General features: G+C 43.8%; 27 protein-coding genes. 25 read left to right on the forward strand and 2 right to left on the reverse strand.

Features of this window, described 5'->3' with window-relative positions:
• The first annotated feature begins 229 nt into the window (after nucleotides 1-229).
• Complete coding sequence (gene htpG / locus LKD46_RS05560; RefSeq protein WP_110101984.1) at nucleotides 230-2,284, forward strand: molecular chaperone HtpG; 2,055 nt, start codon at nucleotides 230-232, stop codon at nucleotides 2,282-2,284.
• Between the two features lie 279 nt (nucleotides 2,285-2,563).
• Complete coding sequence (locus tag LKD46_RS05565; protein ID WP_110101983.1) at nucleotides 2,564-2,896, forward strand: sporulation initiation factor Spo0A C-terminal domain-containing protein; 333 nt, start codon at nucleotides 2,564-2,566, stop codon at nucleotides 2,894-2,896.
• On the opposite strand, the gene LKD46_RS05570 is transcribed toward LKD46_RS05565, so the two are convergent.
• Nucleotides 2,897-3,400 carry a DUF5721 family protein gene (locus tag LKD46_RS05570; RefSeq protein WP_022426217.1) on the reverse strand — a complete coding sequence of 168 codons (504 nt, stop codon included), beginning with the start codon at nucleotides 3,398-3,400 and terminating at the stop codon, nucleotides 2,897-2,899.
• A gap of 159 nt (nucleotides 3,401-3,559) precedes the next feature.
• Here LKD46_RS05570 and LKD46_RS05575 point away from each other — a divergent pair, with 159 nt between their 5' ends.
• Together LKD46_RS05575 and LKD46_RS05580 are read left to right on the forward strand one after the other, a co-directional pair.
• Nucleotides 3,560-4,399, forward strand: a complete 840-nt coding sequence (locus LKD46_RS05575) for a DegV family protein (RefSeq protein WP_021650968.1) — start codon at nucleotides 3,560-3,562, stop codon at nucleotides 4,397-4,399.
• A gap of 117 nt (nucleotides 4,400-4,516) precedes the next feature.
• Nucleotides 4,517-4,771 carry a hypothetical protein gene (locus LKD46_RS05580; RefSeq protein WP_015525893.1) on the forward strand — a complete coding sequence of 85 codons (255 nt, stop codon included), beginning with the start codon at nucleotides 4,517-4,519 and terminating at the stop codon, nucleotides 4,769-4,771.
• 144 nt (nucleotides 4,772-4,915) lie between these two features.
• On the opposite strand, the gene LKD46_RS05585 is transcribed toward LKD46_RS05580, so the two are convergent.
• Entirely contained in the window at nucleotides 4,916-5,116 is a 201-nt protein-coding gene (locus LKD46_RS05585; protein WP_015525894.1) for a cold-shock protein, read from the reverse strand.
• Nucleotides 5,117-5,441: 325 nt separating this feature from the next.
• Between LKD46_RS05585 and LKD46_RS05590 the strand changes: the two genes are divergently transcribed.
• The 21 genes from LKD46_RS05590 to LKD46_RS05690 all read left to right on the forward strand — a co-directional run bounded on the left by LKD46_RS05590 (nucleotide 5,442) and on the right by LKD46_RS05690 (nucleotide 23,951).
• Nucleotides 5,442-6,740, forward strand: coding sequence for a dihydroorotase (locus LKD46_RS05590; protein WP_022426216.1), 1,299 nt, complete (start codon nucleotides 5,442-5,444; stop codon nucleotides 6,738-6,740).
• Entirely contained in the window at nucleotides 6,737-7,663 is a 927-nt protein-coding gene (pyrF, locus tag LKD46_RS05595) for an orotidine-5'-phosphate decarboxylase (RefSeq protein ID WP_118516102.1), read from the forward strand. The genes LKD46_RS05590 and pyrF overlap by 4 nt, the downstream gene beginning before the upstream one ends.
• A 15-nt stretch (nucleotides 7,664-7,678) precedes the next feature.
• Nucleotides 7,679-8,473 (forward strand): dihydroorotate dehydrogenase electron transfer subunit, encoded by a 795-nt coding sequence (locus LKD46_RS05600; protein WP_227573906.1) that lies wholly within the window; start codon nucleotides 7,679-7,681, stop codon nucleotides 8,471-8,473.
• Entirely contained in the window at nucleotides 8,470-9,375 is a 906-nt protein-coding gene (locus tag LKD46_RS05605; RefSeq protein WP_227573907.1) for a dihydroorotate dehydrogenase, read from the forward strand. The genes LKD46_RS05600 and LKD46_RS05605 overlap by 4 nt, the downstream gene beginning before the upstream one ends.
• Before the next feature lie 139 nt (nucleotides 9,376-9,514).
• Nucleotides 9,515-10,189, forward strand: a complete 675-nt coding sequence (gene pyrE / locus LKD46_RS05610) for an orotate phosphoribosyltransferase (RefSeq protein WP_015525899.1) — start codon at nucleotides 9,515-9,517, stop codon at nucleotides 10,187-10,189.
• A gap of 70 nt (nucleotides 10,190-10,259) precedes the next feature.
• Nucleotides 10,260-10,412, forward strand: a complete 153-nt coding sequence (locus LKD46_RS05615; protein WP_022426215.1) for a hypothetical protein — start codon at nucleotides 10,260-10,262, stop codon at nucleotides 10,410-10,412.
• A 64-nt stretch (nucleotides 10,413-10,476) separates the two neighbouring features.
• Nucleotides 10,477-10,950, forward strand: a complete 474-nt coding sequence (locus LKD46_RS05620) for a VanZ family protein (protein WP_227573908.1) — start codon at nucleotides 10,477-10,479, stop codon at nucleotides 10,948-10,950.
• The gene (locus LKD46_RS05625) at nucleotides 10,934-11,248 is read left to right on the forward strand and encodes a hypothetical protein (protein ID WP_118516099.1); all 315 of its coding nucleotides are present in this window, start codon (nucleotides 10,934-10,936) and stop codon (nucleotides 11,246-11,248) included. Before LKD46_RS05620 ends, LKD46_RS05625 begins: the two co-directional genes overlap by 17 nt.
• Before the next feature lie 3 nt (nucleotides 11,249-11,251).
• The gene (locus tag LKD46_RS05630; RefSeq protein ID WP_227573909.1) at nucleotides 11,252-11,863 is read left to right on the forward strand and encodes an HD domain-containing protein; all 612 of its coding nucleotides are present in this window, start codon (nucleotides 11,252-11,254) and stop codon (nucleotides 11,861-11,863) included.
• Nucleotides 11,844-13,925, forward strand: a complete 2,082-nt coding sequence (locus LKD46_RS05635) for an aminopeptidase (RefSeq protein ID WP_408611431.1) — start codon at nucleotides 11,844-11,846, stop codon at nucleotides 13,923-13,925. The genes LKD46_RS05630 and LKD46_RS05635 overlap by 20 nt, the downstream gene beginning before the upstream one ends.
• A 123-nt stretch (nucleotides 13,926-14,048) precedes the next feature.
• Nucleotides 14,049-14,549: a 5-(carboxyamino)imidazole ribonucleotide mutase gene (gene purE, locus LKD46_RS05640; protein WP_118626393.1), complete on the forward strand. Its 501-nt coding sequence runs from the start codon at nucleotides 14,049-14,051 to the stop codon at nucleotides 14,547-14,549.
• Between the two features lie 50 nt (nucleotides 14,550-14,599).
• Entirely contained in the window at nucleotides 14,600-15,625 is a 1,026-nt protein-coding gene (purM, locus tag LKD46_RS05645) for a phosphoribosylformylglycinamidine cyclo-ligase (RefSeq protein ID WP_173740908.1), read from the forward strand.
• Nucleotides 15,619-16,242, forward strand: coding sequence for a phosphoribosylglycinamide formyltransferase (purN, locus tag LKD46_RS05650; RefSeq protein ID WP_173741671.1), 624 nt, complete (start codon nucleotides 15,619-15,621; stop codon nucleotides 16,240-16,242). The genes purM and purN overlap by 7 nt, the downstream gene beginning before the upstream one ends.
• Before the next feature lie 32 nt (nucleotides 16,243-16,274).
• Complete coding sequence (gene purD, locus LKD46_RS05655; protein ID WP_022426209.1) at nucleotides 16,275-17,549, forward strand: phosphoribosylamine--glycine ligase; 1,275 nt, start codon at nucleotides 16,275-16,277, stop codon at nucleotides 17,547-17,549.
• Nucleotides 17,550-17,734: 185 nt separating this feature from the next.
• The gene (locus LKD46_RS05660) at nucleotides 17,735-18,508 is read left to right on the forward strand and encodes an SseB family protein (protein ID WP_110101981.1); all 774 of its coding nucleotides are present in this window, start codon (nucleotides 17,735-17,737) and stop codon (nucleotides 18,506-18,508) included.
• A gap of 72 nt (nucleotides 18,509-18,580) precedes the next feature.
• A complete protein-coding gene (locus LKD46_RS05665) occupies nucleotides 18,581-18,958 on the forward strand; it encodes a GntR family transcriptional regulator (protein ID WP_015525911.1) in 378 nt (125 codons plus the stop codon).
• An 11-nt stretch (nucleotides 18,959-18,969) separates the two neighbouring features.
• Entirely contained in the window at nucleotides 18,970-21,435 is a 2,466-nt protein-coding gene (locus LKD46_RS05670; protein ID WP_110101980.1) for an ATP-dependent Clp protease ATP-binding subunit, read from the forward strand.
• A 96-nt stretch (nucleotides 21,436-21,531) separates the two neighbouring features.
• Nucleotides 21,532-21,945: a hypothetical protein gene (locus tag LKD46_RS05675; protein ID WP_015525913.1), complete on the forward strand. Its 414-nt coding sequence runs from the start codon at nucleotides 21,532-21,534 to the stop codon at nucleotides 21,943-21,945.
• A complete protein-coding gene (gene radA, locus LKD46_RS05680; protein ID WP_118368569.1) occupies nucleotides 21,939-23,312 on the forward strand; it encodes a DNA repair protein RadA in 1,374 nt (457 codons plus the stop codon). The genes LKD46_RS05675 and radA overlap by 7 nt, the downstream gene beginning before the upstream one ends.
• 124 nt (nucleotides 23,313-23,436) lie before the next feature.
• On the forward strand, nucleotides 23,437-23,679 hold the full coding sequence (locus tag LKD46_RS05685; protein ID WP_015525915.1) for a hypothetical protein: 243 nt from the start codon (nucleotides 23,437-23,439) through the stop codon (nucleotides 23,677-23,679).
• A gap of 65 nt (nucleotides 23,680-23,744) precedes the next feature.
• Nucleotides 23,745-23,951 (forward strand): hypothetical protein, encoded by a 207-nt coding sequence (locus LKD46_RS05690; RefSeq protein ID WP_161215671.1) that lies wholly within the window; start codon nucleotides 23,745-23,747, stop codon nucleotides 23,949-23,951.
• Nucleotides 23,952-24,021: the final 70 nt, after the last annotated feature.

Here is a 24,021-nt window from a genome sequence, read left to right on the forward strand (position 1 = left end):
AGTTTTACAGCACCCTCCGTACAAAAAAATGTACGGAGGGATTTTTTTGCACATAGAGATCCGTTTTACATGCTGTTGCTAGCACTCTATAATGATGAGTGCTAAATTTTTCTTGACTTTTGTAAAAAGTCGTATTAGTATATATTTATTGAAAAAAACAACAGGTTTCCGACTCTGTCGGAACATCAGAAATAAAAACAAAAATAAAAACAAAAGGAGAGTGACATATATGTCAGCAAAACATGGCAGTTTATCAATCAACAGTGAAAACATTTTTCCGATTATCAAGAAATGGTTATATTCCGACCATGATATTTTTGTAAGAGAGATGATCTCCAACGGATGCGATGCGATCACCAAACTGAGAAAGCTGGAAGTTATGGGAGATTATACATTCCCGGAAGGTTACAAACCGGCTGTAAATGTTATCGTTGATCCGGATCAGAAAACTTTGAAGTTTATCGATAACGGTATTGGTATGACAGCAGATGAAGTAGAGGAATATATCACACAGATCGCTTTTTCCGGTGCCACAGAGTTTCTTGAGAAATATAAGGATAAAACAACGGATGATCAGATGATCGGTCATTTCGGACTTGGATTTTATTCTGCATTTATGGTTGCAGATGAAGTTCATATCGATACTCTCTCTTACAAGGAGGGTTCCACACCGGTACATTGGACCTGTGACGGTGGTACGGAGTATGAGATGGCAGACGGAAACAAAACAGAACCGGGAACAGAGATCACTCTTTTCCTCAATGAGGAAAGCCTGGAGTTTGCCAATGAATATCGTATGAGAGAGGTTATTGAGAAATACTGTTCTTTCATGCCGGTAAATATCTATCTTTCCAAAGCAAATGCTGAACAGGAGTATGAAACCATCGATGAGGCAGATCTCCGTGAAGATGACGTGGTAGTTGAACATATCCATGAGGACGCCAAGACGGAGGAAAAGGAGAATGATAAAGGCGAGAAAGAAGTTGTGGAAGTTTCTCCTGCCAAAGATAAAGTAAAGATCAATAAACGGCCGGTATCCTTAAGCGATACACAGCCGCTCTGGATGAAACACCCAAATGAGTGCACGGATGAAGAGTATAAAGAATTTTACCGTAAGGTATTTATGGATTACAAGGAACCGCTGTTCTGGATCCATCTGAACATGGACTATCCGTTCAACCTGAAAGGTATCCTGTATTTCCCGAAGATCAGGACAGAGTATGATTCCATTGAGGGAACCATCAAGCTTTATAATAATCAGGTATTTATTGCAGATAACATCAAAGAGGTGATCCCGGAATTCCTTCTTCTTCTGAAAGGCGTGATCGACTGTCCGGATCTTCCACTGAATGTTTCCCGTTCTGCACTGCAGAATGATGGTTTTGTGAAAAAGATTTCTGAATACATCACCAAGAAAGTAGCAGATAAGCTCACCGGAATGTGCAAGACAGACAGAGAGTCTTATGAGAAGTACTGGGATGATATCAGCCCGTTTATCAAATTTGGATGCATCAAGGATGCGAAATTTGGTGAGAAGATGAATGATTATATCCTCTTTAAGAATCTGGATGGCAAATATCTTACCCTGAAAGACTGCATTGAGGAAAATAAAAAAGAAGAAACAAAAGCAGCTGAAGAGGAGAAGACAGAGGAGAAAGCTTCTGAAGGATCCCAGAATGAGGAACCGGAAAAAACGGTGATCTATTATGTGACCGATGAGGTACAGCAGAGCCAGTACATTAATATGTTCCGTGAAGCGGGTAAAGATGCTGTACTGCTGAAGCATGTGATCGATTCACAGTTTATTTCCCATCTTGAACAGCAGGATCAGACGATCCAGTTCAAGAGAATTGATGCAGATCTGACAGAAGAGCTTCGTGAAGACGGAGAAGCGGATGAAGCAACAGTCAAGACACTTACTGAGGTGTTCCGTAAGAATCTTGGCAAGGATAAACTTGAAGTAAAAGTAGAGAAGCTGAAAAATGAGGGAACTGCAGCGATGATCACTCTTCCTGAGGAGAGCCGCCGTATGCAGGATATGATGAAAATGTACAATATGTACGGAATGGATCCGAATATGTTCGGTGGTCAGGAAGTACTTGTACTGAACGCAAATCATCCTCTTGTAAGATTTATAGCAGAAAATCAGGGATCAGAGTATGTTCCGGTGATCTGTGAACAGCTTTATGATCTTGCAATGATGAGCCATAAACAGCTTTCTCCTGAAGAAATGACAAAATTTGTAAAGAGAAGCAACGATATCCTTATGGTCCTTACAAAATAAAACGACATATAAAATGATCGAAAGGCTTTGCCCGTAATGGGGCGAAGCCTTTGTTTTTTTATAACAATATGTGTATCTTTAACACAATTAGAGGAATTTTAAATAAAATAATAGATATTAAATAAAAATAACCTGTAAAATATGACTAAAAATTTAAATAAGTATCTAATATGTATAAAATAAATTTTCGGAAGAAAGCGAAAAATATAGATAAGTGTCGTATTATACATAAGGGAGTGCTTTTAAAAAGAGAAAAAAATGAAATGGAGGAACAAATGTATGAAAAAGGTGTATGAATTGATCAGAAGACTTGGTGCAAATTCGAAATACAAAGGATATTTTTTCGTTGCGGAAGCGGTAAAGATTTCCATGGGGTATCAGTATAAACCATTGCGGATCACAAAGGATATTTATCCATACCTGGCGCGGAAGTACAGATCAACACCTACCAATATTGAGCATGATATCAGAACAATGGTAAATGTGTGTTGGGAAGGAAATAAAAAACTGCTGGATGAGATTGCAGGATATCCTCTAGAATACAAGCCTACCAACAGTGAATTTATTGATATGCTTGCGTATTACCTGAGGGAAATAGAAGAAGAGAATTGACTATAGCCTTTCAAAAAGAATCTGATTCCTGGACAGAAAGCTCAGGATCATATCATCCCAGAGCTGCTCCGGGCGTTTATCCATAGAGAATGTTTTGAGAGAGGTTCCGGTAGTACAAAGAAGGCTGTTATTTTTAAATTGAAGATTTAAGAATAGTCCGTCAATCTGTTCGGAGGAAATTCCGAAATCTGTATTTCTCATTGCAGCTTCAACTCCACTCCGACTTAAATGTAGCACGATCCTGAAGCTTAAGGGCGTACGCTTACCGCGGATCACAGACCAGCAGAAAGGTCTGATGTCCTTCCAGAGAGAATGTGTCCGGCCGTGCTCTGTGAGTCTGTTCATGCTGTCTGTATCAAAAAAATCTTTCTGAAGCCTGCCATCAATGGTAAAAGTATTAAAAGTAGTCACAGTCGCTTCGGACAGACAGAATTTGTCAAATACTTCTCCTATAAAAAGTTTGTTTGTGAAATCCCGGATATCGGTGATCTTTAATGCAAGCATGCCGCACTTCCTTTCTTTTATGTGATCGCGTGTAGACATTATATCTCAGATAAAGAAAAAAGGACAGACTTTTTAAAAAACTCTTTTCAAATATCTGTTTATGTGATACGATAGATGTGGTATTGAATACTACATATAATGGAAAAGAGGACGATATAATTGAGCTATAAGATTGCGATAGATAGCTGTGGGGAGCTTTTAGATGAATGGAAAAATGACGGCAGGATTGAATCCATACCACTGACGCTGACGGTGGGCGGTGAGAATATTATAGATGATGAGAATTTCGATCAGAAAGATTTTTTAAAGAAGGTTGCGGCCTGCCCGGAATGCCCCAAGTCTGCATGCCCTTCTCCGGAACGCTATATGAAGGCATATGAGTGTGATGCGGAACACATTTATGCGGTGACGCTATCGGCAGAATTGAGTGGTTCCTATAACAGTGCGATTCTTGGAAAAAACCTGTTCCTGGAAGAGCAGCCGGAGAAAAAGGTTCATGTATTTAATTCCAAATCTGCATCCGGTGGTCAGAGTCTGATTGCCATGAAGATCGTGGAGTGTGAAGAAAAGGGACTTTCTTTTGAAGAAGTAGTAAGTGAAGTAGAGAAATATATTGAAGAGATGAACACATTTTTTGTGTTGGAGAATCTGGAAACTCTGCGCAAGAACGGACGTTTGGGCAGAGTGAAAGCTCTGGTGGCCAGTGCACTGAAGATCAAGCCGGTTATGGGAGCTACTCCGGAAGGAACGATCTGTCAGCTGGATCAGGCCAGAGGCATGAATAAAGCAATCGTAAAAATGGTGGATCACATTGGAGAGAAGGGGATCAACATCCCGGAAAAGACAGTTGCCATCACTCATTGCAACTGTCCGGAAAGAGCGAAGATGCTGGAGGAGGCTATCCGTGAGAAACTGCACCCAGCAAAGATCGTAGTTATGGATACTGCCGGTGTCAGCAGTATGTATGCCAACGATGGTGGCGTTATCGTAGCAGTCTGATCAGAGAAAATCTCCAGTTCAGAAAATTATCACATTTCTTCAGGGAGTTGCCGCTTTTCTTTTGAAAACAAGTGTGCTATAATGAACGAAGTACTGAAGCGGCAAAGGAGAAAGACAATGAGCCAGAAGAAAGTTGACAAATATAAAAACAACAAATACTCGCGAAACAGTGCCCTGAAGAAGGAACGCGCAGAATTTGTACTTGAGATGGCGGCATGGATCCTCATCGCGGTTCTGCTTGTAGGCTGGATCGGATATTCCGCATATGCCAAGATCCAGGCGAAGGAAGCCAGTGTGAAGGTGGATACTGTGATGGATACTTCTGCATTGACAGATTATATTTCCGGATTATCTTCAGACAGTGCGGAATAGAAAACACATATGAAATGATGGGTTCCCGGGATGTGTTGAAGCATCCCGGGGATTTTTATATACAGGATAAATATAATGCAATAAAAAACGGGTCTGCCATAAAGCAGCCCCGTTTTGACTTATACGTTTTTTATGGTTATAGAATTATAACTTTGTAACGTTAGCAGCCTGCATTCCGCGAGCGCCCTCAGTTAAGTCGTAGGATACAGCCTGTCCTTCTTCAAGAGATTTGAAGCCTTCACCGTTGATAGCGGAGAAGTGTACGAATACATCCTGTCCGTCCTCACCTGTGATAAAACCATAACCTTTTTCTGCGTTGAACCATTTTACAGTTCCCTTGTTCATTTTGTGTTACCTCCATAAAAATAAAAAAAATTAAAATAGCCTTCTGATGATAATAAAAAATCACCAGATTTTACAGACTATATTCATGTAAATATAATCTCTAAAAACTAGTGATTTTACATTAAATATCTTGCCATGTTCTGATTATATAACCCGTGTTTTGAAATGTCAAGGAGAAAATTCCAACAATTCCGGGGTGTAAAAAGAGGCGAAATTGCTTTGTAAAAAAAATCTTTATAAATAGAGAGATTTCGTGTATGATATAGGAGAATACAAGCGGATTGAAGGATCTGCTTTGAAAATACAGGATGAGAGGAGAACAGAAATGGGGATTCTGATTCGAGGAGGCCGGATCGTGGATGCGGCTACAGATACGGATAAAACAGGCGATATTTATCTGGAAGACGGAATCATTGCGGAAATAGGCCAGAAGCTGAAAAAGAAAGACGGCGACCGTGTGATTGATGCGAAAGGAAAGCTGGTCATGCCGGGAATTATCGACCTTCATGTCCATTTTCGTGATCCGGGCCAGACACATAAGGAAGATATCAAGAGTGGTGCTGCTGCGGCAGCACGTGGTGGTGTGACAACTGTAGTTGCTATGCCAAATACAACTCCCACTATTGATAATCCGGACCGGGTAAACTATGTACATAACAAGGCGGCGCAGGTTTCCGGTATTCATGTACTTCAGGCAGGTGCAGCCACCATGGGAGAAAAAGGTACTGAACTTGCAGATATTGCCGGAATGGTGAAAGCAGGGATCCCGGCAGTGTCCGAGGATGGTAAATCTGTGATGAATACAGCACTTTGTAAAGAAGCAATGAGGATCGCAGCAGAATGTGGCGTGCCATTTTTTGACCATTGTGAAGATATCGATCTGCGTGGAGATGGATGCATGAATGAGGATGAGAACGCCAAAAGACTGGGGCTTCCCGGAATCTGCAATGCAGTGGAAGATACCATTACAGCCAGAGATATCATTCTGGCGCTGGAGACAGGAGTCCATCTTCATCTCTGCCACTGTTCCACTTATGGGGATGCTCAGATGATGAAGATCGTAAAAGAGAAAGGATACGACAATATCACAGCTGAAGTATGCCCGCACCATTTTATCCTTTCATCCGATGATATTAAAACAGATGACCCGAATTACAAGATGAATCCGCCGCTCCGTACACCGAAGGATGTGGAAGCGCTGAAACAGGGCCTGAAGGACGGTACCATCGAGGTGATCAGCACGGACCATGCACCGCACAGTGCACAGGAAAAAACAGGTTCTATGAAGAATGCACCATTTGGGATCGTAGGTCTGGAAACAAGCCTTCCGCTCACCTATACAGAGCTGGTGGAAAAAGATGTGATCACACTGAAACAGATGGTTGAGAAGATGTGCCTGAACCCGGCGAAAATCCTCGGGCTTGACAGAGGAACTCTCCAGAAAGGCCATCCGGCAGATGTGATCATCGTGGATACGGAGCAGGAGTATGCTATCGATAAAAATAAATTTGTTTCCAAAGGACATAACACACCGTTTGATGGCTGGAAAGTAAAGGGAAAAGTGCTTTATACCATCTGTGACGGAAAAATTGTATTTAAAAACCAGGAGGAGAAAGAATCATGATTAACAAACTGATCAGCAATATCCGCAAAACAAATGCACCAATCGTTGTAGGACTGGATCCTATGCTGAATTATATTCCGGAGCATATCCAGAAGAAGGCTTTTGCAGAGTTTGGAGAGACTCTGGAGGGCGCTGCAGAAGCAATCTGGCAGTATAACAAAGGGATCGTGGATGCGACCTGTGATCTGATCCCGGCAGTGAAACCACAGATCGCCATGTATGAGCAGTTTGGTATCCCGGGACTGATCGCATACAAGAAAACGGTTGAGTATTGTAAATCCAAAGATCTGGTTGTGATCGGTGATATCAAAAGAGGTGATATCGGTTCCACATCTGCAGCATATGCAGTTGGCCATCTGGGACAGGTTCAGGTAGGTTCAAAAAAATATGCAGGTTTTGATGAGGATTTTGCAACGGTCAATCCATACCTTGGTTCTGATGGTGTGAAACCTTTTATGGACGTATGCAAGGAAGAGAAAAAGGGTATTTTTGTTCTGGTCAAAACTTCCAATCCATCAAGTGGTGAGTTCCAGGATCGTGTCATCGACGGCCGCCCGCTCTATGAGCTGGTAGGTGAAAAGGTTGCACAGTGGGGCGATGAGCTTATGGGTGATGGATATAGTTATGTTGGTGCTGTTGTAGGTGCGACCTATCCGGAAATGGGAAAGGTGTTAAGAAAAATCATGCCGAAGACATTTATCCTTGTTCCCGGATATGGTGCTCAGGGTGGAAAGGGCGCAGATCTTGTCCATTTCTTTAATGAAGACGGACTTGGTGCTATCGTAAACTCTTCCAGAGGAATCATCGCTGCATACAAGCAGGAGAAATATAAAGAGTTTGGCGCTGAAAATTACGCAGATGCTTCCAGAGCGGCAGTAAAAGATATGATCGCGGATATCAGCGGTGCGCTGGAGAACAGATAATACAGGAGGCATTTTATGAGTACATCAGAAAATAAAAAAACAAAAAAGCCCTGTAAGATACTCAGCCAGGAATGTATTGGTACAGATATTTACAGTATGTGGCTGGATGCAGGTGAGATTGGAAAAAATGCAGTGCCGGGACAGTTTGTATCACTTTACAGCCGTAATGGCGGTAAACTTCTGCCAAGACCCATCAGTCTCTGTGAGATCGATAAAGCAGAAGGAAAACTGAGACTGGTATATCGCGTTACAGGAAAAGGAACCGGTACTGAGGAATTTTCCAAACTTCATGCAGGGGTCCCCATTGAGACTATGGGACCTCTGGGAAATGGCTTTCCACTGGATGCAGTAAAAGGCAAAAAAGTGTTTCTCATGGGTGGTGGAATCGGAATTCCGCCGATGCTGGAAACTGCTAAACAGCTGGACGCAGAAAAGATCATGGTTCTCGGATACAGAGATGAGCTGTTTTTGAATAAAGAATTTGAAGCTTACGGAGATGTCTATGTGGCAACAGAAGACGGCTCTGCAGGAACAAAGGGAAATGTTATGGATGCTATCCGTGAGAACGATCTTGAGGCAGATGCGATCTTTGCCTGCGGACCTGCCCCGATGCTCCGTGCCATCAAGGCATATGCGCTTGAAAAGGGAGTTCCGTGCTGGATCTCCATGGAAGAGCGTATGGCCTGTGGCGTAGGCGCGTGTCTTGCCTGTGTGTGCAAATCCAAAGATGTGGATCCTCATTCTCATGTTCATAACAAGAGAGTATGTAAAGACGGACCTGTATTCCTGAGCACGGAGGTAGAGCTATGAACAGAATGAATGTAAATCTTGCCGGCGTAGAACTTAAGAATCCGGTGATGACAGCGTCCGGAACATTTGGTTCCGGAACGGAATACAGTGAATTTGTGGATCTGAACAGACTTGGTGCGGTTGTGACAAAGGGCGTGGCAAATGTACCATGGCCGGGAAATCCTACACCGAGAGTGACAGAGACAGCATCTGGAATGCTCAATGCCATTGGTCTTCAGAATCCGGGGATTGATGTTTTCTGTGAAAGAGATATTCCGTTCCTTAAAAAATATGATACAAAGATCATCGTCAATGTCTGTGGCAAATCTGCAAAGGATTATTGTGAGGTTGTAGAACGTCTTGGAAACGAACCTGTGGATATGCTGGAGATCAATGTTTCCTGCCCGAATGTCAAGGAAGGCGGAATTGCCTTCGGTCAGAATCCGAAAGCTCTTGAAGAGATCACAAAAGAAGTAAAGAAATATGCAAAACAGCCGGTGATCATGAAGCTGAGCCCAAATGTAACCGATATTACCGAGATGGCGAAAGCAGCAGAAGCTGGCGGTGCAGATGTTCTTTCTCTTATCAATACCCTGACAGGCATGAAGATCGATATCAACAGACGTACATTTGCACTGGCAAATAAAACCGGTGGAATGTCCGGCCCTGCAGTAAAACCGGTAGCTGTCCGTATGGTATATCAGGTGGCAAATGCAGTATCCCTTCCTATCATCGGTATGGGAGGAATCGCAACTGCTGAGGATGCTCTGGAATTTATCATGGCAGGTGCTACTGCAGTGTCTGTGGGAACTGCAAACTTTTTTAACCCTTATGCTACTGTGGAGATCGCAGATGGTATTCAGGCATTTCTTGAAAAACAGAAAGTGGAAGATATCAATGAGCTGATCGGAGTAGTGAAATAACGGAGTATTGCCGTATTTGCAATTCTGTTGTTCATATGTTAGAATTAACAGGATAAATAAAGGGATTTTACACTGGAATTGCAGCAGAGTGTGGATCCTGGGTTTGTCGTATATATGAAAAACATGGAGGATTAGATAAATGGAACAGTATAAGCAGGAATTTATTGAATTTATGATTGACTGTAATGTCCTGAAATTTGGAGATTTTACTACGAAATCAGGAAGAAAGACACCATTTTTTGTAAATACAGGATTTTACCGTACCGGTGCGCAGCTTCGCAAGCTGGGACAGTATTATGCAAAAGCGATAGAAAGCAAGTTCGGACTGGATTTTGATGTGCTGTTTGGACCGGCATACAAAGGAATTCCGCTTTCTGTAGCAGCAACTATGGAGATCAGTGAAATGTACGGAAAGGATATCCGTTACTGTTCCAACCGTAAAGAAGTGAAAGACCACGGAGATAAAGGAATTCTTCTTGGCAGTCCGATCCAGGATGGGGATAAGGTAGTGATCATTGAGGATGTTACGACCGCAGGAACATCCATTAAAGAAACACTTCCGATCATCAAAGCACAGGGAGATGTAAATCCGATAGGCCTTGTGGTTTCTGTTGACCGTATGGAACGTGGCCAGGGAACAAAGAGTGCGCTCAAAGAGATCGAGGAAACCTACGGTCTTCAGACTACAGCTATTGTAACTATGGCAGAGGTTGTTGAGCATCTCTACAACAAAGAATACAAAGGCCGTGTTGTGATCGATGATAAGCTGAAAGCTGCCATTGATGCATATTATGACCAGTACGGCGCAGAATAATATTGTTATAAAAGGTCATAAAAGAGCGGCGGATTCCGAAGGTCCGCTTTTACTGGGAGGACGCAGCCTTATGAATGAAAAAATTTATAAAACTATGGCGAGCAGCGGGGCGGGAAGCCTTGCACTCGGTATTGTCGTTCTGGTGACGGGACTTGTCACAGGAATTCTGATGATCGTGAACGGTGCGAGACTGCTCAGAAGAAAATCAGAGATATTAATCTAATATGATCTGAAAAGCCGCACGTTGTTCCGTGTGGCTTTTCGGACTATTTAAGCAGGGGAGAATATTGGAAAAAGGGACAAAACGCAGAGTAAAAAAACTCGGGACAGCTTTTTTTGTATTGTATGTTCTTACTCTTGTGTATCTTCTGTTCTTTTCAGAAGGATACGGAAGAGTGGCAGATGCAGAAAGAGAATACCGTTACAATCTTGTTCCGTTTGTGGAGATCAGGCGTTTCTGGACTTATCGAAAAATAGTGGGTACATTTGCGCTTTTCACAAATGTTTTTGGAAATGTGCTGGGATTTGTGCCATACGGATTTATTCTTCCGGTAATAACCGGAAAAATGCGAAATAGTTTTTTTATCATATTATCCGGATTTGTTATCAGTCTGACGATAGAAGTGATCCAGTTGATCACAAAAGTTGGCTGCTTTGATGTGGATGATATGATATTGAATACTCTGGGCGCAGCGCTTGGATATGGGATTTATGCAGCCTGCGACAGGATTAGGAGAAAAATTAATGGCAAGAAGATATAGATATGCATTTGCAAAAAAAAGAGAAGCTTCCAAGGGAAAATGGTCTGTAGGACTTGCGGTGGCTTCCCTCGTGCTGTTTATCGCGGCAGTTGTGCTTGCACTCTTTTTTGATGGAAAGCTCGGGGGCCTGATCGGCGGAACCGGGCTTTTTGCCATGCTGCTTTCTGCATATGGGTTTACACTGGGGCTTTCCAGCTTTTCGGAAGAAAACCGGAAACACAGGACGAGCATGGTCGGGTCTATTTTGAATGGAGTGATCCTGGTTATCTGGCTGGGACTTTTTTTATCGGGGGTATAACAGATGGATAAAAAAGAACGCTTAAAAAAACAGCTGGACTTTATTATGGAAATAGATAAAGTCAAGAATATTTTCCGTCAGACGTATCTTGCAGACGGAAAGCGGAAAGAGAATGATGCGGAGCATTCCTGGCATCTGGCGTTGATGGCAGTGCTTTTAAAGGAATATTCCAATGTGGAAGTGGATCTTTCGAAGGTGATTCCTATGGTACTGGCGCATGATCTGGTAGAAATCGATGCAGGTGATACCTATGCATATGATGAAAAAGGAGCGACAACCAAGGAATACAGGGAGAAGCAGGCAGCAGAACGGATCTACGGACTATTGCCGGAAGATCAGGGACAGTGGTTAAAAGCATTATGGGAGGAGTTTGAGTCTTACGAAACCCCGGAGGCGAAATTTGCCCATGTGCTGGATAATTGTCAGCCATTGTTTCTCAATGATGCTTCCAACGGGAAAAGCTGGGAAGAGCATCAGGTGAAGAAAAGTCAGATTTATAAGAGAAACCGGAAAACGGGAGAAGGTTCTGAAGTGATCTGGGAATATATGAAAGAACTCGTTGACAAACACATTGCCCTGGGGCATGTGATCGATGATGAAAAAGATGGGAGATGAAGTCTTGGAAGAATGCATGAAAGAACGTTATGGACTTGCTAAGGAACGGATCCGTGAGATCATAACAGAAGAAACCGTAAAAAAACCGTTTGGAGATTTTTTCAGAAACAGGGCAAAGTTTCTTTCCATGGCAGCAGATGTGATGGATGAGAGCTCAGCAGAGCTTACGATGGAGGAGTTGAAGGAGAGAAATCATTGCTTTTATCAGGATATTCTCCTGGAAAATTATGAAAGCAGCTATGGAAATCCGGCGTATGCAGTAAAGCAGTTGGGAGAATACGGAAAAGCCTTCAGTTTTCTGTATGCAGAGATCGCAGGAACTGTAGCTTATGCACATGAGAAAAGGCTGTGGGATATGATCGTATCCATGGAACTGTTTCTGGAAGTATATTCTGCATTTTGCGAGGAAGAACTTCCGGAGGCTGCAACAGTGGAAGGGATTCTCCGTTCCTATGTGAATGATTACTGCCAGGATATGATGGAGCAGAGGATACGGGAAGGTGTAGATCCGGAGCTTGACTTTGCGGCAGATATCATCATGAATTCGGATCTTTCCGATCTGAGATATCTGTATCGCTATGGCGAGTTTGTTTCAGAAAATGAAACAGGAATTGCAGAGTTTCTGAACTCCCTTTCTCAGGAAGAAATCGATAAGATGGCTTTTACCTATACAGAAGGCTATCGGATCGGATTTATCACCGGACGGAAGGATATCACAAAAAAGAAAACAGTAAATATCCGATATAGTCTTGGCTTCGAACGGATGGTAAAAGCAGCGATCCTTCAGTTTGAAAAAATGGGTCTGAAGCCGGTGATCTATCGCCATGCAACACATGTGGTAAATAAGAGAGGGGCAGTGAGAGTAGGCTATACAGGCGGCGTTGCCAATCCGCAGTACGACTACGATCATCGTCAGGACAGTGCATTGTTCCTGGATGGGGATTTTGTTCAGCGAAAACTTCGGGCTATGCAGACTTCCTATGAGAAGTACAGAGAACTGGCAGAAGTACATGGCGGTCCGGCCTGCATTGATACATTTGGAGAAAATCCTTTCTCTCCGGTAAGTAAGCCGGAAGCTTATGCATTAAGCGAGATGCAGCAGAAGCTTCAGACGGAGCTTGACAATGAATCCGGACAGATCGTAAACCGATACATCAAAGGTGATGAGAGAAGTTTTACGATCATTGCATATCCGGTTCCTGAGATTGGTGGAAATTATGAGGAAATTTTCCGTGAGATCGTAAAGATCAATACATTGGATTACCATCTCTATCAGGAAATCCAGCAGACGATCATCAATACCCTGGATACCTGTGAGTGGGTGGAAGTCAAAGGACGTGGAGACAATGAGACGGATCTTCTGATTCATCTTCATGAACTGACAGATCCGAAGAAACAGACGAATTTTGAGAACTGTGTGGCAGACGTGAATATTCCGGTGGGCGAAGTCTTTACATCTCCACAGCTGGCAGGCACAGGCGGAATCCTTCATGTGAAAAAAGTATATCTGAACGGTCTTCAGTTCCGGGATCTGAAGCTGGTATTTGACTGCGGCCAGGTTATTGATTACACCTGTTCGAATTTTAAAACCGAAGAAGAGAACCGGAAATATATTGAAGATAATATCCTCCACCACCATCCGAAAATCCCCATGGGAGAGTTTGCTATCGGTACAAATACCACAGCCTATGTGGCGGCGCTGAAATACGGAATTGCGGATAAGCTTCCGATCCTGATCGCAGAAAAAATGGGACCGCATTTTGCTGTGGGCGATACCTGTTACAGCTGGGCAGAGGATACACCGGTATATAATCCGGATGGAAAAGAGATCATCGCCAGGGATAATGAGATTTCCGAGATGCGAAAGGATGACGTAAGCCTTGCTTATTATGGCTGTCATACAGATATTACCATTCCCTATGATGAGCTTGGAAGCATCCGTGTGATCGATGATGAGGGAGAAATGCTTTCCATTATCGAAAACGGAAGGTTTGTTCTTCCGGGAACAGAGGAATTAAACCGTCCTTTTGAGAATCTTCCATTAATTAATAATATAAGTTAATTAGTAAATTTACAGTTTTTCTGATCGTATTGACAGAAAGTGAGAATATACGTAGAATAACCATAACAATAGTCAAAGGACACAGGTTAATATTCAGTTAGTGTACCATGAAAGGAGAACACAATGGCAAAAGTAGGAATTGTAATGGGTAGTGATTCAGATATGCCGGTTATGAGCAAAGCAGCAGATATCCTGGAGAAACTGGGAATTGATTATGAGATGAAGATCATTTCCGCACACAGAGAACCGGATGTATTTTTCGAGTATGCAAAGACAGCAGAAGAAAAAGGCTTCAAAGTTATCATCGCAGGCGCAGGAATGGCAGCTCATCTTCCGGGAATGTGCGCAGCGATCTTTCCAATGCCGGTGATCGGTATTCCGATGCATACAACATCTCTGGGAGGAAGAGATTCCCTTTACTCAATCGTACAGATGCCAAGCGGTATCCCGGTTGCTACAGTAGCGATCAATGGTGGCGCCAATGCGGGACTTCTTGCTGCCAAGATCCTTGCAACTTCCGACGCAGAGCTTCTTTCCAGACTGAAAGCTTACAGTCAGGAGCTGAAGGAGCAGGTTGAGAAGAAAGACGCAAGGCTTCAGGAAGTTGGATACAAAAATTACTAAATAAATCTTTTACCATAAAAATAAAAAGGTGTTGTCATAAGGAGGACATTATGGATTACAAGACTTCAGGCGTAGATATTGAGGCAGGATACAAATCAGTAGAGCTGATGAAAAAGCACATTGCCAAGACAATGAGACCGGAGGTACTTGGAGGAATCGGTGGATTCTCAGGTGCATTTTCCATGGAGAAATTCAAAGATATGGAAGAGCCTACTCTGGTTTCCGGAACAGACGGATGTGGAACCAAGGTTAAGGTAGCCATGGTTATGGACAAGCATGATACCATCGGAATCGATGCTGTAGCCATGTGTGTAAATGATATTGCATGTGCAGGCGGCGAGCCATTGTTTTTCCTGGACTACATTGCCTGCGGCAAAAATTATCCGGAAAAGATCGCAGAGATCGTAAAAGGTGTTGCAGAGGGCTGTGTACAGTCTGAGGCAGCTCTGATCGGTGGTGAGACAGCAGAGCATCCTGGACTTATGCCGGAAGATGAGTACGACCTTGCCGGATTTGCAGTAGGAGTCGTTGACAAAAAAGATCTTCTTACAGGAGAGGCCCTGAAACCAGGAGATGTCCTGATCGGTATGGCTTCCACAGGAGTTCACAGTAATGGATTTTCTCTTGTACGTAAAGTATTTGACATGACAAAAGAGTCTCTGGATACTTATTATGAAGAGCTTGGAACAACTCTGGGAGAGGCACTGATCGCACCGACCAGAATCTATGTAAAAGCGCTGAAGAGCATCCGAGAGTCTGGCGTGAAGATCCATGCATGCAGCCATATCACAGGTGGTGGATTCTATGAGAATATCCCGCGTATGCTGAAAGAGGGAACCAGAGCTGTTGTCAAAAAAGACAGCTATCCGGTACTTCCGATCTTTAAGCTCCTTGCCGAAAAAGGAAATATTGATGAGCATATGATGTATAATACATATAATATGGGTCTTGGAATGATCCTGGCAGTAGATCCTGCAGATGTTGACAAAACAATGGAAGCTATCCGCAAAACCGGTGATAAGCCATATGTGGTAGGAACCATTGAAGAGGGAGAAAAGGGAGTGACCTTATGTTAAAGATCGGTGTTCTTGTTTCCGGTGGAGGAACAAATCTTCAGGCGATCCTGGATGCCATTGATGCAGGAGAGATCACAAATGCAAAAGTGGATATCGTGATCAGCAATAATGCCTCCGCTTATGCTCTGGAAAGAGCCAGAAAGCACGATATAGAGGCGGCATGCATCGCACCGAAAGACTATCCGGACCGAGAAGCTTTCCATAAAGCATTACTGGCGAAGCTTCAGGAAAAAGAGGTAGACCTGATCGTTCTTGCAGGATACTTGGTTGCGATCCCTCCGATGATGGTGGAAGCGTATCCCAACAAGATCATCAATATCCATCCATCTCTGATCCCGTCTTTCTGCGGAAAAGGTTTTTATGGACTTAAGGTCCATGATGCAGTTCTTGCAAGAGGAGTGAAAGTAACAGGCGCTACGGTCCATTTCGTAGATGCCGGAACGGATACAGGTCCTATCATCCTTCAGAAGGCAGTAAAGGTAAAAGACGGAGATACATCCAAGGAGCTTCAGAGACGTGTAATGGAAAAAGCAGAGTGGAAGATCCTTCCGGAAGCAATCAATCTTATCGCCAATGACAAGATCACAGTGACAGATGGAATTGTTTCTTTAAAGTAATCAGCAGACAGATGAAACAAAGGAGTAAACAGATGAAAGTATTAATCGTAGGAAGCGGCGGAAGAGAACATGCAATTGCATGGAGTGTTGCAAAAAGCCCGAAAGTTGACAAGATCTACTGTGCACCTGGAAATGCAGGAATCGCAGAGTATGCGGAATGTGCAGATATCGGAGCAATGGAGTTTGAAAAACTGGCAGCCTTTGCCAAAGAAAAAGAGATCGATCTTACTATCGTGGGAATGGATGATCCTCTTGTGGGCGGAATCGTAGATGTATTTGAGGCAGAGGGACTGCGTGTGTTCGGACCGCGCAAAAATGCTGCTATTCTGGAAGGCTCCAAGGCTTTTTCCAAGGATCTTATGAAAAAATATGATATTCCTACAGCTGCTTATGAGAATTTTGATGATCCGGAAAAAGCTCTGGAATATTTAAGAACCGAGGCAAAATTCCCGATCGTTTTGAAGGCAGATGGCCTTGCTCTTGGAAAAGGTGTTCTGATCTGCCAGGATCTTGCAGAGGCAGAAGCTGGTGTAAAAGAGATCATGGAAGATAAAAAATTCGGAAATGCCGGAAATACCATGGTAATTGAAGAATTTATGACAGGCCGTGAGGTTTCCGTACTTTCTTTTGTTGATGGAAAGACAATCCGTACCATGACATCTGCACAGGATCATAAGCGTGCAAAAGATGGAGATCAGGGACTGAATACAGGTGGAATGGGAACATTTTCTCCAAGTCCGTTCTATACTCCGGAAGTAGATGAATTCTGTAAGAAATATGTTTATCAGAAAACAGTAGATGCCATGGCAGCAGAGGGACGTCCGTTTAAGGGAATCATTTTCTTCGGACTGATGCTTACTGCAGATGGCCCGAAGGTTCTGGAATATAATGCAAGATTTGGGGATCCGGAGGCACAGGTTGTTCTTCCGCGTATGGAGAATGATATCATTGAAGTAATGGAAGCCTGTGTAGACGGCAAACTTGATCAGATCGATCTGAAATTTGAGGACAATGCAGCAGTTTGTGTTGTTCTTGCAAGTGATGGATATCCGGTAAAATACGAAAAAGGTATCCCGATCCATGGATTTGAGAATTTTAAGGACAAAGACGGATACTACTGTTTCCATGCGGGAACCAAATTTAAAGATGGAGAGATCGTTACAAACGGTGGGCGTGTTCTTGGCATCACTGCCAAAGGAGAGACATTAAAAGAAGCCAGAAAGAATGCATATGCTGCTACAGAGTGGATCAGCTTTGCAAATAAGTATATGCGTCACGATATCGGAAAAGCTATCGACGAGGCTTAAGTTGGTCATTTTTCACAGGCACAGCTTGACGAAAACAGGGATTTCATTGTACAATAGTAACAACTATGAAACACAGTGAGTAGTTACGAACATGAAAAGCTGGATGCTGACAGGGCACAACAGGAACCAACCATTTTCCTTGATGAGGTGTCGCATCCAAGTGATGAGGCAGAGAGGACAGAAAAATGGGAATCAGTGTAGAAGAAGCAATCCATGAGCTCAGAAACAGGGAGGAAGTAGTTGTTGCATATTCACAGGCAACCAGACTTCCATATGTGACCTGTGATGAAGAAACATTTAATGACCAGGCAAGGATTTTTGCCACAGAAGAAGAGATCAAAGAATATGGTAAACAGCTCCTTGAGGATAAGATCCTTCTTATGGGCATGAAATATGAGAAAAAAGACTATCCAAGACTGTATGGTACGCTGTACGCGATCGGAGTGAACAGTGTGATCTGGATCGACGGAGAAGAGAAGATCGAGATTGAGATCGGAAAGATCGCAAACCAGAGAGATATGAGTAAGATCGAGCCGTCAAAGAGACCGCTTCTGAACCCGTCTCTTGAACTTTCCGGAATCTATTTTATGCAGGAATTGCGTCGCCCGGTAAAACAGGAAGAGCATAAGAATATCCGTGAGTTGGAAGAAGAGCTGATAGCAAACCTGCGTAAGGCAGAATTCCTGATCGCGATCAATGCAGAGCAGGAAGAAGATGGAAAGCTCCATATTCCGTATCTGAAAAATAAAGAGGATAAGATCATGCAGCCTGTGTTTACAGATGTTATGGAATTTGAGAAATTTGGAAGAGGCAAGAATCTCCGTGTTGCGAAAGTGACTATAGACAAACTTCCGAGCCTGATGATTCCGCAGGCAAACGCTTATGTGGTAAATCCAATGGGATTTAATCTGGTTCTTAACAAAGAACAGATAGAGAAGATTGCAGGGATCAGTAAATAAAAACAAAAATCACAGCAGGCTGCCAGGATGAAACTGTGCAGCCTTTTGCTGTTGTAGAGGAGAGATTACCCTATGGTGATAGAAATCGATTTTAACAGTGATGAGGCAATCTATATGCAGATCACCAATCAGATCATAATGGGGATCGCTACATCAAGGCTTCATGAAGGGGATACTCTGCCTTCTGTACGGCAGCTTGCAAGCATTGCAGGAATCAATATGCATACTGTGAATAAGGCATATGCGCTGCTTCGTCAGGAAGGCTTTGTGACTATTGACAGGCGAAAGGGAGCGGTGATCTCCATAGATGCAGATAAGGTCAGAGCACTGGAAGAAATGAAACAGAATCTGACAGTAGCAATGGCATGGGGATGCTGTAAAAATGTAACAAGAGAAGAAGTCCATCAGCTGGTGGACGAGATTTTTGACGAGTATGACACAGACAGATAGGAGGAGACATCATGCAGGAACGATATACAAAACAGGCAGAGAATGTTCTTGCTCTGGCAAAAGAGGCAGCCAGCTCCTGCGGACATAGTTATATCGGCACGGAGCATCTGCTGGTCGGGCTTGTAGAAGAAAAGGAGGGCACAGCAGGAAGAGTTCTGGAGGAGTTTGGAATCCAGGCTGATAAAGCGATGGCTCTGATCGATAAACTGATCGCACCGCCGGGAAATACGGCTGTTTCACAGAAACCGGGATTCAGTCCGAGAACCAGAAGAGTTCTTGAGGGTGCATATGCAGAAGCAGAATCCATGCGTTTTGAGGAAGTCGGGACAGAACATATTCTGCTGGCAATGTTGAAAGAAACAGACTGTGTGGGTACCAGACTGCTGTACACAATGGGTGCCAATATCCAGAAGCTTTATGCGGCAGTGCTGACAGCTATGGGAATGGACAGCGATGCCATTGCGGAAGAATTCCAGGCTGTAAAAGCTTCAAAGGGAAGAAACAGCAGTGTAACACCAACTCTGGATCAGTATAGCCGAGATCTGACGGCCATGGCAGAAGAAGGTAAGCTGGATCCTGTAGTGGGAAGGGATAAAGAGATTGCCAGACTGATCCAGATCCTGAGCAGAAGAACAAAGAACAATCCCTGCCTGACTGGAGAACCGGGAGTAGGAAAAACGGCTATTGTAGAGGGACTTGCACAGCGGATCGTCACAGGAATGGTACCGGATACTGTGAAGGATAAGCGGGTTGTAGTTCTGGATCTTTCCGGAATGGTCGCAGGAAGTAAATATCGCGGTGAGTTTGAAGAACGTATCCGAAATGTGATCGATGAGGTAAGCGAACAGCAGGGAATATTGCTCTTTATTGATGAGATCCATACGATCATCGGAGCCGGTGGAGCGGAAGGTGCACTGGATGCTTCCAATATCCTGAAACCGTCTCTTTCCCGTGGAGAGATCCAGCTGATCGGAGCAACGACACTGGAAGAATATCGGAAATACATTGAAAAGGATGCAGCGCTTGAACGGCGTTTTCAGCCTATCATCGTGGAAGAGCCTACAGAAGAGGAGGCTGTTGAAATCCTGAAGGGGCTGCGCCCATATTATGAAAAACATCATGGTGTAGAGATTCTGGATGAGGCCCTTGAGGCGGCTGTAAAAATGTCCGTTCGTTATATCAATGACCGGTTTCTTCCGGATAAAGCCATTGACATTATTGATGAGGCAGCGTCGAAAGTACAACTGGCGGGATATCGTCCGTCTCCGAAAGCAGAAGCACTGGAAAGAGAGATCCACGATATTCTGAAACAAAAAGAACAGGCAGTCATAAATGCAGATCTTGAAGGTGCAAAAACAGCACAGGCAAAGCAGAATGAGGCGGAAGCAGAATTGGAAAAGATCCGAAGAAAGGCGGAGCGGAAAAATAGGAAAAATCCACTTACAGTTGATGAAGAGGCAGTTGCCGGTATTGTGTCTGACTGGACAAAAATACCTGTACAGCGTCTGACAGAGGGGGAATCCCGTAAGCTTGCAAATTTGGAAAAGGTTCTGAAAAAACGTGTGATCGGACAGGATGAGGCAGTTTCTGCAGTTGCCCGTGCGGTAAAAAGGGGAAGAGTAGGATTAAAGGATCCGGCAAGGCCTATAGGTTCTTTCTTATTCCTGGGACCTACCGGAGTGGGAAAAACGGAGCTTTCCAAAGCGCTGGCGGAAGCTGTATTTGGAAGTGAGCAGGCAATGATCCGTGTAGATATGTCCGAATATATGGAAAAACATAGTGTTTCTAAAATGATCGGATCGCCGCCCGGATATGTAGGCTATGAAGAAGGTGGACAGCTCAGCGAAAAAGTGCGCAGAAATCCATACAGTGTCATTCTTTTTGACGAGATTGAAAAGGCTCATCCGGATGTGTTTAATATTCTTCTGCAGGTACTTGATGATGGTCATATTACAGATGCTCAAGGCAGAAAAGTGGATTTTAAGCAGACGATCATTATCATGACTTCCAACGCAGGTGCGCAGATGATCATGGAACCGAAACATCTTGGATTTATGTCCGGAGATACGGAAAAGCGTGATTATGAACGTATGAAGTCCGGAGTGATGGAAGAAGTGCGGCGGATGTTTAAACCGGAATTTCTGAACCGGATCGATGAGATCATGGTATTCCATTCTCTGAATAAAGAAAATATCAGGAAGATCGTTACTATTCTTTTGAAAAACCTGGAAAAACGCTGTCAGGAACAGCTGGATATCATACTGAAAGTTACCGGAGCAGCTAAAGATCTTATCGCAGATGCAGGCTTTGACAGTAAATACGGTGCAAGACCGCTGCGTCGTGCGATCCAGACAAAGATTGAGGATGAGATGGCAACAGAAATCCTTGAAGGTCGGATCAAAGCCGGTGATACCGTACAGGTGAAGGTCAAAGACAAGAAAATCTACTTTGAAGTAAAAGATGCGGAGAAAGCGTAAGAATTTTATTACTTTCTATAGCCAAAAAAACAGAAATAAGTTATAATTAACAAAATTAAAACTATACAACGAAAGATTTCAGGAGGACATAAGATCATGGCAGTGGTACAGGAATTGATCCGCACAGAAGATAATGGGACTATCAGTTTTGGAGATTATGAATTAAATCAGAAATCCAAATTGTCGGATTATCAGTATCAGGGAGATATGTATAAAGTAAAAACATATAAGGAGATCACCAAACTTGAGCGTAATGGAATGTTCGTATATGAGTCTGTTCCGGGAACCAGTGTGTTCCATCTTCAGCAGGATGGAACAGCAATGAGTTTTGAGGTTCAGGGCTTTGAGGATTCTCAGATTACTGTTGAACTGGAAGCTGAGACAGAGTATCAGGTATTTATTGACGATGTAAGTACAGGTACAATGACCACAAACCTGGGCGGCAAGCTTTCTTTCAGTGTTGAACTGGATGCGAACACCAAAGCAGAAGTTAAAATTGTAAAATGCTAAAAAATAAAAAAACGGTTTATTTCTGTCAGGAATGCGGGTATGAATCAGCCAAGTGGATGGGGCAGTGCCCGGCATGCAAGGCATGGAATACTTTTGTGGAGGAAACGGTTTCTTCCAAAAAATCTTCCTCAGGGAGTATTAAAACTACACAAAAGAAAACGGAGCCTGTAGTTCTGAAAGATATCAGTCTTTCTTCAGATGAACGTCAGAGCTGCGAAATCGGTGAACTTGACAGGGTGCTGGGAGGCGGAATCGTCCCCGGCTCCCTTGTTTTGGTAGGTGGAGATCCTGGTATTGGCAAGTCTACATTGTTGTTGCAGGTGTGCAGAAATTTATCTTCACAGGGGATTTCTGTTTTGTATATTTCTGGTGAGGAGTCTCTCAGACAGATCAAGCTCCGGGCAGATCGGCTTGGAACGTTTAATGATAAACTGAAACTGCTCTGTGAGACGAATCTTGAAAATATCCGGGAGATCATTGAGCGGACGAAACCAGATGTAGCTGTTGTGGATTCTATCCAGACGATGTTTCATGAAGATATTTCGTCTGCGCCGGGAAGTGTTTCTCAGGTGAGGGAATCTACCAATGTACTGATGCAGATCGCTAAGGGTATGGGAGTGTCCATTTTTATCGTGGGTCATGTGACCAAGGAGGGAAATGTGGCAGGTCCTCGTGTACTGGAACATATGGTAGATACTGTGCTTTACTTTGAGGGAGACAGGCATGCTTCTTACCGGATCCTGCGTGCGGTGAAAAATCGTTTTGGTTCTACCAATGAAATTGGTGTTTTTGAGATGCAGAATTCCGGACTTGAAGAAGTGAAGAATCCTTCCGAGTTCCTTTTGAATGGAAGACCGGAGAATGCTTCGGGGTCTGTTGTTGCATGTTCTATGGAGGGGACGAGACCGATTTTGGTGGAGATCCAGGCTCTGGTGTGTCAGAGTAATTTTGGAATTCCGAGAAGAACAGCAGTTGGTACGGATTTTAATCGTGTGAATCTTTTGATGGCGGTTCTGGAGAAGAAGGCGGGAGTTCATCTTGCTGCTTCGGATGCTTATGTGAATATTGCGGGTGGCATGAAGATGACAGAGCCGGCGATCGATCTGGGTATTTGTCTTGCTATTATTTCCAGTGCGAAGGAGATCGTGATCCCGGATTCTGTGATGGCGTTTGGTGAAATTGGTCTGAGTGGCGAGGTTCGTGCAGTGAGTATGGCCGGACAGCGTGTGCAGGAAGCGAAAAAGCTTGGGTTTGAGACGGTGATACTTCCTGAGGTGAACCGGACGGCTACAGAGAGTATTAAAGGAATTAAATTGGTTTATGTGGCTGGGATCCGGGATGCGATTTCTTTTATCAGAGGGTTGTGAGTTTCCGGCAGGTTATTTTGAATAGGATCATGTGGTCAGCCGCTGTATGGTTTGTACGGCGGCTGTGTTTGGGTTAATAGATAAAAAAACATAGATGATAGTAAGGGAAAGGCTGGTGTTGGTTATGGGTATTGGTAATATTGGAAATATTGGAAATATGATGAAGGTTATGAATGCATGGAATACATTTAAACAGAATCATCCGAAGTTTCCGGCATTTTGTAGTGCGGTTTCCCGGCGGGGGATTCGTGAGGGGAGTATTCTTGAGGTGACGTATATTAGCCCTGAGGGTGAGAAGCTGACTACGAATATTAAAGTGCAGGCCAGCGATCTTGAGTTGCTGAGAGAACTTTCTGGTGGTAATTGAGTTGAGCGGATAGCGAATGTTGATTATATATTGTATAGGTCTGTTTGACGGGTGTTTTGGTTTCGGTGTCTGGCAGTGTTGGAACTGCCGGGTGCCGTTTTTTTTGTTGGGATGGAGAGGGACGCCAGAGGGAGGTGGCATCGGTCCGGGGAGTGGATGCAGTCGGTGGGGTTTTTGAGGTTTTGTGGGTGGATGTGGTTGAGGGACGCCAGAGGAAGGTGGCATCGCTCCGGGCAGGGACTCCGTCGGGGGATACTACTAGGGCTCCGTGAGACGGCTAAAAGCATTGCGGCAGGGCCAGAACTCGCCTGCGGCTCAGACAGCAGGCCCTGCCGCAATAAC

The organism is Blautia fusiformis (assembly GCF_020686995.1).
GTDB classification, from domain to species: Bacteria; Bacillota; Clostridia; order Lachnospirales; family Lachnospiraceae; genus Blautia_A; species Blautia_A fusiformis.